Below are 13030 nucleotides of genomic sequence, written 5' to 3' on the forward strand. Positions count from 1 at the left end.
CGCATCGATGGTGGAGCTGGCTATACCGCGAGCTGAGGGGCGCTCCGGCAGACTTGCAGGGTGAAGGACGGATGGATGCGCCGCTGGATGCGCGGATGGCTGCGTGACGCGCGCTTCCTCGGGATCGAGCTCGGCGCCTCCATCGTCTCCCTCGCCCTGTTCTGCGTGGTCATGGTGCTGCTGCCGCTCATGCTCATCACCGGCGGGGTGCTGTTGCTTCCGCAGGTCGTGCAGGTGCTGCACGCCTGGAGCGACCGGGCGCGACGACGGATCGGACGACGACGCGGGGAGGATCTGCCGCCGCTCGGGCGCACGCTGCCGAGGGGCGCGACGATCGACGAGCGTCTGCGCTTCGCCTTCTCCCGCGCCACCGCCCGCGAGGCGCTGTGGCTCACGGTCCACGCTTTCCCGGTGATGTGGGTGTCGCTCCTGACGCTCGCACTGCCGCTGTCTGCCGTCAACACGCTCGGGGTGACCTGGTACTGGCAGTTCGCGCCCGCCGACGACCCGGTCGGGTCGCCGTACCCGGTCACGTCGTGGGAGTTGGCGTGGACCATGCCGCTCGTCGCCCTCGCCTACGCGGTGGCCGCGGTCTTCCTCGTTCCGGCGGTCGCTCGGCTCGTGGCCTTCGTCTCGGCGAAGCTGCTCGCGACGCCGCAGAAGTCCCGCCTCGCCGCCCGGGTCGATGCGCTGACGCTCAGTCGCGCGGCCGCCCTCGATGCCCACGCCGCCGAGCTCCGTCGCATCGAGCGCGATCTGCACGACGGCGCCCAGAACCGCCTGGTGAACGTCGTGATGATGTTGGGGATCGCGGAGCGCGCCCAGGAGACCGGCGGCGAGGTGCTCGAACCGCTGCGGCGCGCGCAGGACGCCGCCGCGGATGCTCTCGCCGGCCTCCGCCGCACCGTGCACGACATCTATCCGCCGATCCTCGACGAACTGGGTCTCGAGGGGGCGCTCGCCTCGCTCGCCGGGCGCAGCGTCGTCCCCTGCACGCTCGAAGCCACGGACGTCGGGCGGGTGCCGGCGGCCGTCGAGTCCGCGAGCTACTTCGTGGTCGCGGAGGCTCTGACCAACGTCAACAAGTACAGCGCCGCGACGCGGGCCGCGGTGCGGGTCGAGCGGGACGGCGAACTGCTCCACATCGCGGTGGAGGACGACGGGGTCGGCGGCGCCGTCGAGCGACCGGGCGGGGGTTTCGCGGGGATCCGGCGCCGTGTCGAGGCGTTCGAGGGCACGATGGAACTGTCGAGTCCCGCCGGGGGACCCACCATCCTGCGGACGGAGCTGCCATGCGGATCGTGATCGCGGAGGACGACACCCTGCTCCGGGAGGGCCTCGCGCTGCTGCTGCGCAGTGAGGGCTTCGACGTGATCGGCGCCGTTCCCGACGCGGAGGGTTTCCTCGCCCTGCTCGATGAGGCGGATGCCGCCGTGCTCGACGTGCGGATGCCGCCGACGTTCACCAGCGAGGGGCTCAAGGCCGCGGCCGAGGCGAGAGCCCGCCGCCCGGGCTTCCCGGTGCTCGTGCTCTCGGCGTACGTCGAGGACCGTTACGCCGGGGAGCTCCTCGCGGCGGGGGCGAACGGGCTCGGGTACCTGCTGAAGGAGCGGGTGGGCAAGGTCGCCGCGTTCGTCGACGCGCTGCGCCGCGTGGCCGCCGGTGGCACCGTCATGGACCCCGAGGTCATCTCGCAGCTCCTGAGTCGCCGTCGCGCCGACGACCCCGTGCAGACCCTCACCCCGCGCGAACGGGAAGTGCTCGGCCTCATGGCGGAGGGCCTGGACAACACCACCATCGCCGCGCGGCTGTTTGTGACGGAGACCGCGGTGAGCAAGCACATCGGCAACATCTTCGCGAAGCTCGGCCTCGCCTCCAGCGACAGCGGCCACCGTCGCGTCCTCGCCGTCCTCGCCTATCTCCGCAGCTGACGCCTCCGCTCTGGTGCTCGGCACGCTTCGATGCCATGCTGACCGGGATGAAGCGCTCCACCACGATCACCGCCGCCGTCGTCGCCGTCGCCGTCGCCGGCCTGGTCGTCGCGGCCGCTCCTGTCGTGGTCAGCGCCGCGTCCGCCGTGTTCGACGTCACCTCGTGGGCGTCGGAGCGCTTCGCCGCCGCACCGTCACCGACCCCCACCCCGGCGGCCCTGAAAGCCGAGGACACGGCCGAGGACGAACTCGTCGACCTGGGTGACGGCATCAGCGTTCCCGCCGGCGGACCGGGGGACTGCACCACGAACGCGTTCATCAGCATCGGCAGCGACGACGGCTCCGCGCATCATGCGAAGCTTCTCGGCGAGCTCGTCGACATGGGCACGTCAGAATTGGCGCGCGGTCCCGTCACCCGGGATGCGGACGGGCGGATCTTCTCCTACGAGGTCCAGTCCGGCGACAGTCTGATCGCGATCGGCGAGCGCTTCTGCGTCGACTACGTCACTGTCGGCAGCTTCAACCACGTGCGCGGCTTCGAGCCGATCGCACCCGGCGACGTCCTCTACCTCCGCCCGGACCCGGCCCTTCCGTTCGTCGACATCTACGCGCCGTACAACGCCCCGCCCGGCTCGTCCACCATCCCGTACTACGACGGCGTCGCCGCGTTCTCGACCGCCGTCGCCACCGCCGACCTGGGTGCCGCGCGGTGGCTGTGGCAGCGCCTGGAGAAGGACATGCCTCCGGAGACCGCTGCCGTGATCACGCAGGCTTTGCGCGACGACGACCTCCCCCTTCTCCGCCGCCTCTTCCCCTAGCCCATCCCGCTCCCCCTCTTCCCGCTGAGACCCCGGGTTGTCGTCGACACCCCGGGGTCTTCGCGTCGCCACCCGGGGGTCTCGCCGCGCACCCGGGGTCTCGGCGAAGAAGAGGGATGAGGAAGTTCAGTATTCGGTGTTGCTAAGTACCGGTACTCAGTGTTACTTTGTACCGGTACCCAGCAACACTGAGTACCTAACCGAGAAGGAAAGGAGGGGACGATGGGCAAGCAGATGACCGAGATGCTCAAGGGCACCCTGGAGGGCATCGTTTTGGCCCTCCTCGCCGAGCAGCCGGCCTACGGATACGAGATCACCACCCGGCTGCGCGAGCACGGCTTCACCGACACCGCCGAGGGCACCGTCTACGCCCTGCTGGTCAGGATCGAGCAGAAGAAGCTCGTCGACGTCGAGAAGGTGCCGAGCGAGAAGGGTCCGCCCCGCAAGGTCTACACCCTGAACGCGCAGGGCCGACAGGAGCTGGCGGAGTTCTGGACCACCTGGGACTTCCTCCGGACGCACATCGAACGACTCAACACCACCACCACGAACACCCCGAACGAGGAGAACTGACATGGCCGCCAAGTGGATCGAAGCGCTCACCGGATCGCTCGAGCAGAAGAAGCAGTACAAGCAGGCGAAGGCGCGGATCGAGGCTCTGCCGGAGCCCTACCGCACGGTCGCCAACGCCCAGCATCGCTACACCATGTACTACGGGGGGATCACCGACGGGGACACCCTCGTGCAGATCTTCCTCGACCTCGCCGATCTGTGGGAGCGCGCCGCAATCGACCGCACCCCGATCGACGACATCATCGGCGACGACCCCGTCGAGTTCGCCGAGAACTACGCCGAGGCCTACGGCGGGACGCAGTGGGTCGACAAGGAGCGCGCGCGGCTGAAGAAGGCGGTCGCGGAGGCGAAGAAGAAGGAGGACGAGTCATGACGACGCCAGCCCTCTCGGTGCAGGGCATCGAGAAGTCCTACAAGGATCTGCACGTGCTGCGCGGCGTCGACTTCGAGGTGGAGCGGGGATCGATCTTCGCCCTCCTCGGGTCGAACGGCGCCGGCAAGACCACCATGGTGCGCATCCTCTCCACGCTGCTGAAGGCGGATGCCGGCACGGCGACGGTGCAGGGCATCGACGTCGCCGCGAATCCCCTCGGCGTTCGGGAGAAGATCAGCCTCACCGGGCAGTTCGCCGCGGTCGACGAGATCCTCACCGGGCGCGAGAACCTCGTGCTCGTCGCGAAGCTGCGACACCTGTCCGACCCCGGCGCGGTGGCCGATCGGCTCCTCGCGCGTTTCCGACTCACCGACGCCGGAAGCCGCAAGGTCGGTACCTACTCCGGCGGCATGCGTCGCCGGCTCGACATCGCGATGAGCCTGGTCGGCGACCCCGAGGTCATCTACCTCGACGAGCCGACCACGGGCCTCGACCCGGAATCCCGCATCGAGGTGTGGGACGTGGTGAAGGAGCTCGCAAGCAGTGGCACGACCGTCCTGCTCACCACGCAGTACCTCGATGAGGCGGAGCAGCTGGCCGACCGCATCGCGATCCTGCACGAGGGCCGCATCATCGCGAACGACACCCTCGCCGGACTGAAGCGGCTGCTCCCGCCCGCGAAGGTCGAGTACGTCGAGAAGCAGCCCAGCCTCGAGGAGATCTTCCTCACCCTCATCGGCCCCCCTTCGACGGGCTCAGGGACCCAGGCGGACTCAGGGACCCAGGCGGGGACCCAGATTCAGAGAGGAGACGCCGCATGACCACGCACTTCGCCGCCGACACGGCGACGCTCACCGGCCGCTCGATGCGGCACATCTTCCGCAGCCCCGACACGATCATCACCACGGCGGTCACTCCGATCGCGCTGATGCTCCTGTTCGTGTACGTCTTCGGCGGTGCCCTCCAGCAGAGCACCGGCGCCGAGAACTACGTGAACTATCTCCTCCCGGGCATCCTGCTCATCGCGATCGCATCGGGCATCGCCTACACGGCCTTCCGGCTCTTCACCGATATGCAGAGCGGCATCTTCGAGCGGTTCCACTCCATGCCGATCGCCCGGTCGAGCGTGCTGTGGGCCCACGTGCTGACGTCTCTCACGGCGAACGCCATCACCCTCGCGATCATCTTCGGGGTCGGGTTCCTGATGGGCTTCCGCACCGGGGCGAGCGTCTGGGCCTGGCTCGGAGTGATCGGCATCCTGATGCTGTTCACCCTGGCACTCACCTGGCTGGCGATCATCGCGGGTCTGAACGCGAAGACGGTCGACGGCGCGAGCGCCTTCTCGTATCCGCTGATCTTTCTCCCGTTCATCAGCTCGGCGTTCGTGCCGACCGACACCATGCCGGCACCGGTGCAGTGGTTCGCCGAGAATCAGCCGGTGACCTCGATCGTCAACTCCATCCAGGCGCTGTTCGCGGGGGAGCCGGTCGGGTCCGACATCTGGGTCGCTCTCGCCTGGTGCGTCGGGATCCTCGTGGTCGCCTACGTGTTCGCGATCATCTCGTACCGAAAGAAGGTCAGCTGATCGACGCCCAGCGAGACGGAACGCTCCGACCGGGGACTCTTCCCCGGCCGGGGCGTTTCGCCGCGCTCGGCCGCCGTTCGAATCGCCCGATCGGCTCCATCCGGCCCGGATCTGGAGCAAGGGCCGCGACTCGAAGTCAGCGGAGACCGACCGGACCGAGCACGACGCGGCGACCGGTCCGGACCCAGACGGCGCCGTCGGCTCGGTGCTCGGCGCGGGTCGTGAAGCGGTAGCGGTACGACACGGCGCGCACCCACCGCGGCCGCGCACCGTGGAACGGGTCGACGCGCAGCATCCGCAGCGTCGCGGGATCCGCCTCCAGGAGCCGCACGAGGAACACGGAGAACCAGTCGTCCAGCGAGTGTCCGAGCGGCAGGAACCACATCAGCCAGTCCAGCCGCAGATGATACGGAGCGAACTGCCGCGGGATCCGCCGCACGTCCCCCGGCTTCCCCCGGAACTCGTACTCGCGCCAGTGCCGGCCTTCCTCGTCATCCGACCCCTCCATGACGATCTCGACCCGCTCCCGGGTGACGGTGCCGAAGGCTCCGTAGGCGTTGGCGAGCTGGAAGCGGTTGAAGCTCGCGTTCATGAGCTGCCGTCGGGCGAAGAGGTTGCGCACCGCGGGCACGCTCAGCACGACGAACAGCACCCCGACCGCCGAGGTCACCACGACCCACCACAACGGCATCCCGGATACGGTCCACGGCAGCGAGGTCTCCGGCGTCCGCTCCGGAGATCCGATGCCGGGGAGGCCGATCGCGGAGAACGCGAGCACGATCGTCGCCCAGTTCAGCCACGCGAAGTTCCCGGTGAGCACGAGCCACAGCTGCGTCGCGATCACGATCCCCCCGGCGACGGCACCGACCCACGCGGCCCCTTCGGCGAGCTCAGGGACCCCCGCGCTGTCGGGGAGCCAGAGAGTGAGGAGCGGGGCGAAGAGGAAGAACGGCACGACGAGCTGCGCGACGTGGTTGCCGACGACCTCGAGCTTGTGAAACCACCGCGGCAGCAGATGCGCCTGGCGGCTCAGCGGCCCGGGCATCGGCTGCGTCTCGTGGTGGAAGGTCATCGCGGTGAGGTCGCGCCACTCGCGTCCGCCGCGGATCTTGATCATCCCGGCCCCGAACTCCAGCCGGAACAGCAGCCACCAGAAGAGCACGATCACGACCGTCGGCGGCGGCTGGTCGTTCGAGCCGAGGAAGGCCGCGAGGAACCCCGCCTCCAGCAGCAGCATCTCCCACCCGAACGAGTAGAAGGTCTGCCCGATGCTCACCACCGACATGTAGCCGAACCACAGGGCGAGGAAGGCCAGCATCGGCACCCACGGCGGTCCGAGCTGCGGCACCCCGACGATGAGCAGGGCGGCGATGATGACCCCCGCCCCGCACAGCGTGACCAGGCGCCGGTCCGTGTAGCGGACCCGGCTGAACAGCGTGGGGTGCAGCAGCTTCCGGCGCTCGCGCTTCTGCGCCACCCAGTCGAGCAGCACGGGCGCGGGCAGGAGCCCGTGCTCGCCGAGGAGCGGACGGAACTGGTTCAGCGTCGAGACGAACGCGACGAGGTACAGCGCCGCGATGCCCCGCTGCAGGACCTCGCGGGCGAACCCGAAGTCGATCGCCGCGAACCCGTCCACGGCCACAGGCTACGCCGCGGCCGGCCCTTCGATGAGGGGGTTGCGTGAAGCGGAGATCAGTTCTGCATCGCGATCTGCTGCCCCTTCACGAGCGGATAGGCGACGAGGTCCGTACTGTCCAGATCCTCCTTGTGCATGTCCACACCGGTGATCTGGCTGTTCTCGTAGGTCGTGTAGTAGTACACGCCCGTGGCGGTGTTGGCGCACGACGAGTAGATGGTGATCTCGTATTTCTCCTCGTCGCCGACCTGCACGCAGCCGCGCTGCTGGGCGACCGAGCCGAGGATCTGGAAGAACTGGCTGATCGACTCCGACTCCGTCGTCCCGCACACCGCGTTCATGCGCGTGAACACCGCCTTCACGAATCGCGACGACGACGACAGGTCGCCCGGCAGCCCGATCCCGCCCATACCGCGGCTGTAGAGGTCCATCGGCACGTCAGAGGCGAAGGTGTTCTCCGGCTGCCGCTTCGAGAGGTGCTGATAGTCGTTGAGGCGGAAGCTCTGGATGTCGAACGTGGGGTTGTTCGTGAGCACGCCCCACGGGTTGTCGTAGACCTTGAGGCCGCCGCGCACGCTCTCGACGGTGATCGACGCGCTCTTGTCGGCGATGATCCAGTGCAGCGGCGACAGCGGGAACTCCGGGCTGAAGTCGATGTCCACGAGACTCACCGACCGCAGGGCCTCCTTCACCTCGGTCACCGTCTCGAACTGTCCGAGGACCCAGGGGATGAACTCGAACGGCGTGACCTCCGCGTCGCCCGACCCCGGCGCCGGATAGTGCGCGTTGTCCGGGAAGTTGAGTCCGGCCATGCCGAGCCCCTTCTCGTTGACGGCGTCGTAGTACAGCGGGTAGCCGTCGGCGATCGTCGCGATACCGATGATCGCGTGATGCGTCGGCAGCGACGGCAACCGGTGGAACGGGAACGGGAAGTTCCGCGGTGTGACGGTCACCGTCTCGTTGTACGAGAACTCGAGATCGAGATTCCTCCCGAAGTAGTGGTCGGCGGTCGTGAAGCTCAGTCCTGTGCACATCGTTCTCTTCCCCCCTCCGCGACCCGGGCGGGCCGGCGAGTGCGGGCCATGCTTCCACCTTCCGGGCGCGCGCATAAGGGGGCCGACGACGAAGGAGGGCCTCCCGGTGCGGAAGACCCTCCTTCGAGACGTGCGACGGGTGTCAGCTGGTGACGGTCCAGTCGAACTGGTCGCCGTACTCCTCGAGCCACGCGTCGACCGCGTCGGCTTCCTTGCCCTCGCCGTACTCGTTGACCACGAGGTCTTCGAGCGCGCCGTACTGCTCGTCGTCGAGCTGGATCTTCTTGATCAGCTCCGCCGCCTCGGGGAACTCGTCCGCGAAGCCGGTGGTGCCCAGGAAGTGCAGGCCCTCGGCCTCGCCCATGGCGCCCTTCGGGTCCTCGAGGTCCTTCACGGGGAAGGCGTCGTTGGCCCAGAACGGACGCCACAGCGTGACGACGATGTCCTCCTGCTTGTCGGTCGCGGTCTTCAACTCGGTGAGCATCGCCGCGGTCGACGAGGTCACCAGCTCGTACTCGCCGTCGAGACCGTACTCCGGCATCATCTTCTCGGTCTGGGCGGTCAGACCCGCACCCGGCTCGATGCCGTAGATCTTGCCGTCGAAGTCGGCGCCCTTGCCCGCGAGGTCCTCGATCGAGGTGAGGTCGGAGTACTCCGGCACGGCGAGGGTGAGCTTGGCGTTCTCGTAGTACGTGCCGAGGTCTTCGATGTCGTCGCCGTAGGTGTCCATGTAGGAGGCGTGCGTGAGCTCCGGCCAGGCCGACGGGTACATGTCGACGTCACCCTGCGCGAGCCCGGTGTAGAGCGGTCCGGCCTCGGTGAGGGTCTTCATCTCGACCGTGTAGCCGATCTTCTCGAGCTGGTCCTGCAGGAGGTAGGCGGTGCTGAGGCCGTCCGTCCAGGAAGGCAGGAATCCGAGGGTGATGGTGCCCTTGTCCTCGGCGGCGTCGCCGCCGCCGCTCGTACCACCGGCGCCGTCGCCGCTGCATCCGGCGAGGGTGAGCGATGCTGCGGCGCCGAGGGCCGTGATGGTCAGGATCTTCTTCTTCATGTGACTCTCTCTCTTGCGTTCCGTATGTGATTCAGGAGGTGCGGACGAGTCCGCGGGACAGCTGTGCCGGGATTGAAACCGTGCCGGAATCCGCGCCCCGGGGCCCCTTTTCCGTCCCGCACCGGACGTAAGGGGGTGGGGGACAGAAACGAGGGCCGCGGGACAGGGGCGCTCAGGCGCGGGCGAGCTCGGATTCGGTGGGAGCGGACTCGGCGGGCGCAGCGGGGGCGGGCTCCGACGCCGCGGGAGCGGAAGGACGGGACGAACCGCGGCGCTTCAGCATCCCGAGGAGCGAGGAGCGGTTCTCGCCGGGGGCGCCCAGAGCGGCCGTCACCCGGTCGAGGAACACGGCGATGAGCACGACGCCCAGTCCCGCCTCGACGCCCTTGGGGATGTTGATCGTCGAGATCGCCTCGACGACCATCTTCCCGAGGCCGTCGGCGCCCGCCATGCCGGCGATGACCGCCATCGACAGCGCGAGCATGATGACCTGGTTGACGCCGGCCATGATGGTCGGCATCGCCAGCGGCAGCTGGATCCCGCGGAGGATCTGGCCCGGCGTCGCCCCGAAGGCGTGTCCGGCCTCGACGGTCTCCGCGTCGACGCCGCGGATGCCCAGCTCGGTCAGGCGCACGCCGGGAGGCAGCGCGAAGATCACGGTCGCGACCAGGCCGGGGACCACGCCGATGCCGAAGAACACGATCGCGGGGATCAGGTAGACGAAGGCCGGCATGGTCTGCATGAAGTCGAGCACCGGCTTCAGCGTCGCGCGCACCGTCGCGTTGCGCGCCGACCAGATGCCGAGCGGCACCGCGATCAGCACGGCAACGACGGCAGCGACCAGCACGAGGGCGAGCGTCTGCATCGCCGGGACCCAGAGGTCCATGGCGACGATGAGCCCGAACGACAGGATCGTGCCGATCGCGAGCTGCCACGAGCGCACGACCCAGGCGATGAGCGCCGCGATCACGATGATGACCGCGAAATGCGGGGTGAGGAGCAGGCGCGTGAGGCCGTCGACGAGGAAGCTCACCACGAACGAGACCGCGTCGAGCAGGCCGTCGAGGTTGGCGGTGATCCAGTCGACGCCAGCGGCGACCCAGTCGCCCACAGGAATGCGGAAACCGTCCATCAGCGCACCTCCTCCGTGTCGACCTGGGTCCCTGAGCCGAACCCGGCCTGGGTCCCTGAGCCGAACCCGGCCTGGGTCCCTGAGCTCGTCGAAGGGCCGGGCTCGGCCGTCCATCCGTCGTCGAGCACGGCGTCGATCTCGGCCTGGGGCATGGGGGTCATCGGCAGCAGGATCTCCTCGGTCGCTCCGGGCCCGGGACCGAGCGCCGCGAGCAGGGTGACGCGCGGGATCACGCCCGCGAGGCGGCCGTCGGCATCCGTCACCGCGAGGGGCAGCGGCGACTCGACGGCGGGGACGAACAGGTTCATGAGCACGTCGTCCTCGCGGACGCTCTGCAGCACCGGCTTGATGATGGAGTCGAGGCGCGTGGCGCCCTGGCGGACGAGCTTCACGGCGTCGCGGTCGGTGACCACGCCCACCAGCTGGCGGTCCTTGCCGACCACGTAGGTCGCCGACATGTAGGCGTCGCGCATCTGGCGGAGCGCGGTGCGGGGACCGGCCGACTCGGCGACGACGGGGCGCGGACGCTCCATGACGTTCGCGGCGGTGAGCACGCGGGCACGGTCGACGTCCTGCACGAACTGCTCGACGTAATCGTTCGCCGGGTCCATGAGGATGTCCTCCGGCGTGCCGATCTGCACGATGCGACCGTCGCGCATGACGGCGATGCGGTCACCGAGGAACATGGCCTCGTTGAGGTCGTGCGTGATGAAGACGATGGTCTTCTGGAGCTTCTGCTGCAGCTCCAGGAGCTGCTCCTGCATCTCGCGGCGGATCAGCGGGTCGAGCGCGCTGAAGGCCTCGTCCATGAGCAGGATGTCGCTGTCGGCGGCGAGGGCGCGAGCGATGCCCACGCGCTGCTGCATGCCGCCGGACAGCTCGGAGGGCAGCTTGTCGCCCTGGCCCTCGAGGCCGACGAGGGCGAGGATCTCCTCGGCCTTGGCCTGGCGCTCGGCCTTGCCGACCCCCTTGAGCTCGAGCGGGTAGGCGACGTTCGCGGCGACCGTGCGGTGCGGCAGCAGCGCGAAGTGCTGGAACACCATCGAGATGCGGTCGCGGCGGATCTCGCGCAGGCGCGCGGCCGGGATCCCCGTGATCGGGTCGCCGCCCACGGTGACGGCGCCGGCGGTGATGTCGTGCAGGCCGTTCAGCATGCGGATGATGGTCGACTTGCCCGATCCGGACAGGCCCATGATGACGAAGATCTCACCGCGGTTGACGGTGAAGCTGGCGTCGATGACGGCGGCGGTCCCCGCGTCGGCGACGGCCGTGCGGCTCTCCCCGGCCTTCAGTCGGCGGACGGCGGTGCTCGGATTCCTCCCGAACACCTTGTACAGATGGCGCGCTTCGAGTGCTGTTTCGGACACGTTTCCCCTGCGGCTCGGCTTCGGGTGGCTGAGCCTGCTTCGGTCACGCCCGGGTGATCCTCACGAGGCCGTTCGACGTCTTCGCTGTGGCGGCACAGGCGGCGGATTTCGGATCCGCCGCAGAGGGGATCGACCGTACGCCCACGCCTCTTCGCCGCACAGCTCATCGAAGGAAGGACGTGACCGCGGACTGGTCTATGGGCCGTCAGGCCCGCAGACCAACGTAACGAAATGGCCGGTCAGCGGCAAATCCTGCGCCGGGGACGTGCCCGGGTTTCCGCCGCTGACCGGGGGATAGTACGAGCGTCTAGCAATCTCGTCGCGGCGGCGTCATGGGCGCCGGACGGTGCGGGTCACCGTGAACTTCGGAGTGCGTCGGAGCTGCTCCGTGGGACCGATCAGGCGGGTCAGCTCGGCCCGGTATCCGAGGCTCGAGTTGTACACCGTGAACAGCTCTCCGCCGGGGCGGAGCAGGCGCGCGGCGGCATGGAACAGGCGGGTCGCGGCACCCGTGTGCACGCTGGCGCCGAGGTGGAATGGCGGGTTCAGGAGGACGGCGTCGAAGGAGGCATCCGAAAGCTCGGAGCCCGCGTCGTCGTGAGTGACCTGGACCCGGTCGGCCACCCCGTTCGCGATCATCGTGGCTCGCGCAGAGGCGACGGCGGCGGCCGAGCGGTCCGTGGCGACGACCCGGTCGTCCGGGCGGGCGAGCGCCCAGGACACGGCGAGCGCTCCGGTCCCGCAGCCGAGGTCGAGCACGCGGCGGCCGGGGCCGTTCACAACTCCGGAAGATCGGGCGCTCGCACCGCCGTTCGGCGCGTTCTCGGGGCGTGTCGCCTCCGTTCTCCTGAGTTGTGAACCGTCGAGGTCGAGCGCCTCGAGCAAGACCCGGGTGCCGATGTCGAGGCGGGCCCCGGCGAAGGCGCCGCCGTGGGCCACGAGGACGAGGCCGCCGTGCCGCGCGGAGACCGGGAACGGCGGGGACTCGGCTACCGGGAGGGCACCGGTGGCGACGAGCAGCCGCGACTTCCGCTCGGCGCGTTGCGGCTGCACCTCGGCGAAGCTCCGACCCAGCACCTCGTTCTGGGCGAGGGTCATGTGCTTCACCCGGCCTCCGGCGATGAGCACGGCGTCGGAAGCGGCCCACCGGGCGACCGCATCCGCGATCTCCTCCAGTTCAGCGAGAGCCTTCGGCAGCTGCAGCAGCACGAGGCGCGCACCGGCGAGCAGGCTCTCGTCGAGTTCGTGCGGGATGAATCCGCCGAGCGCCAGCTCGTCCGCGTTCCGGGCGAGCGCGCGACGTCCGGAGGCGAGGTCCTGATGCACCCGGATCCCGGAGAGACCGGCCGCGGTCAGCGCGAGGGTGATCGCGCCGTACTCGTCTCCGATGACCACGATCCGGTCGCCTGCGACGCCCGCGGCGAGCGCTCGATCGACAAGCAGCAGGTCGGTCGCATCGTGGGCCTGGAGGTTGTCCGCTTCGACGTCGGGCCAGCGACGCAGACGACTGTAGGGGAACTCCGGCACCAG

General features: G+C 69.1%; 13 protein-coding genes. 7 read left to right on the forward strand and 6 right to left on the reverse strand.

Going from position 1 to position 13030, the window contains the following annotated elements; genetic code table 11:
- Positions 1 to 60 precede the first annotated feature (60 nt).
- The 7 genes from CYL12_RS11860 (at position 61) to CYL12_RS11890 (ending at position 5280) form a co-directional block, all read left to right on the forward strand.
- A complete protein-coding gene (locus CYL12_RS11860) occupies positions 61 to 1305 on the forward strand; it encodes a sensor histidine kinase (protein ID WP_233486729.1) in 1245 nt (414 codons plus the stop codon).
- Entirely contained in the window at positions 1293 to 1931 is a 639-nt protein-coding gene (locus CYL12_RS11865; RefSeq protein WP_101847784.1) for a LuxR C-terminal-related transcriptional regulator, read from the forward strand. The genes CYL12_RS11860 and CYL12_RS11865 overlap by 13 nt, the downstream gene beginning before the upstream one ends.
- Positions 1932 to 1978: 47 nt before the next feature.
- Entirely contained in the window at positions 1979 to 2749 is a 771-nt protein-coding gene (locus tag CYL12_RS11870) for a LysM peptidoglycan-binding domain-containing protein (RefSeq protein WP_158297174.1), read from the forward strand.
- Positions 2750 to 2971: 222 nt separating this feature from the next.
- The gene (locus tag CYL12_RS11875; RefSeq protein WP_101847786.1) at positions 2972 to 3322 is read left to right on the forward strand and encodes a PadR family transcriptional regulator; all 351 of its coding nucleotides are present in this window, start codon (positions 2972 to 2974) and stop codon (positions 3320 to 3322) included.
- A gap of 1 nt (position 3323) precedes the next feature.
- Positions 3324 to 3695: a DUF1048 domain-containing protein gene (locus CYL12_RS11880; protein ID WP_101847787.1), complete on the forward strand. Its 372-nt coding sequence runs from the start codon at positions 3324 to 3326 to the stop codon at positions 3693 to 3695.
- Positions 3692 to 4516 (forward strand): ABC transporter ATP-binding protein, encoded by an 825-nt coding sequence (locus CYL12_RS11885; protein WP_101847788.1) that lies wholly within the window; start codon positions 3692 to 3694, stop codon positions 4514 to 4516. The genes CYL12_RS11880 and CYL12_RS11885 overlap by 4 nt, the downstream gene beginning before the upstream one ends.
- Positions 4513 to 5280 (forward strand): ABC transporter permease, encoded by a 768-nt coding sequence (locus CYL12_RS11890; protein WP_101847789.1) that lies wholly within the window; start codon positions 4513 to 4515, stop codon positions 5278 to 5280. The genes CYL12_RS11885 and CYL12_RS11890 overlap by 4 nt, the downstream gene beginning before the upstream one ends.
- A 136-nt stretch (positions 5281 to 5416) precedes the next feature.
- Here the strand turns inward: CYL12_RS11890 and CYL12_RS11895 are convergent, their stop codons facing one another.
- From CYL12_RS11895 to CYL12_RS11920, 6 genes are all read right to left on the reverse strand, one after another.
- Entirely contained in the window at positions 5417 to 6916 is a 1500-nt protein-coding gene (locus tag CYL12_RS11895) for a lipase maturation factor family protein (protein ID WP_101848784.1), read from the reverse strand.
- Positions 6917 to 6972: 56 nt separating this feature from the next.
- On the reverse strand, positions 6973 to 7950 hold the full coding sequence (gene bsh / locus CYL12_RS11900; RefSeq protein WP_101847790.1) for a choloylglycine hydrolase: 978 nt from the start codon (positions 7948 to 7950) through the stop codon (positions 6973 to 6975).
- 142 nt (positions 7951 to 8092) lie between these two features.
- Positions 8093 to 9001 (reverse strand): glycine betaine ABC transporter substrate-binding protein, encoded by a 909-nt coding sequence (locus tag CYL12_RS11905; protein WP_101847791.1) that lies wholly within the window; start codon positions 8999 to 9001, stop codon positions 8093 to 8095.
- A gap of 172 nt (positions 9002 to 9173) precedes the next feature.
- On the reverse strand, positions 9174 to 10133 hold the full coding sequence (locus CYL12_RS11910; RefSeq protein WP_101847792.1) for an ABC transporter permease: 960 nt from the start codon (positions 10131 to 10133) through the stop codon (positions 9174 to 9176).
- Positions 10133 to 11500 (reverse strand): quaternary amine ABC transporter ATP-binding protein, encoded by a 1368-nt coding sequence (locus CYL12_RS11915; RefSeq protein ID WP_233486730.1) that lies wholly within the window; start codon positions 11498 to 11500, stop codon positions 10133 to 10135. Before CYL12_RS11915 ends, CYL12_RS11910 begins: the two co-directional genes overlap by 1 nt.
- Positions 11501 to 11830: 330 nt before the next feature.
- Entirely contained in the window at positions 11831 to 13027 is a 1197-nt protein-coding gene (locus CYL12_RS11920; RefSeq protein ID WP_101847793.1) for a class I SAM-dependent methyltransferase, read from the reverse strand.
- Between the last annotated feature and the right edge of the window lie 3 nt (positions 13028 to 13030).

Source organism: Zhihengliuella sp. ISTPL4 (assembly GCF_002848265.1).
Taxonomy (GTDB): domain Bacteria; phylum Actinomycetota; class Actinomycetes; order Actinomycetales; family Microbacteriaceae; genus Microbacterium.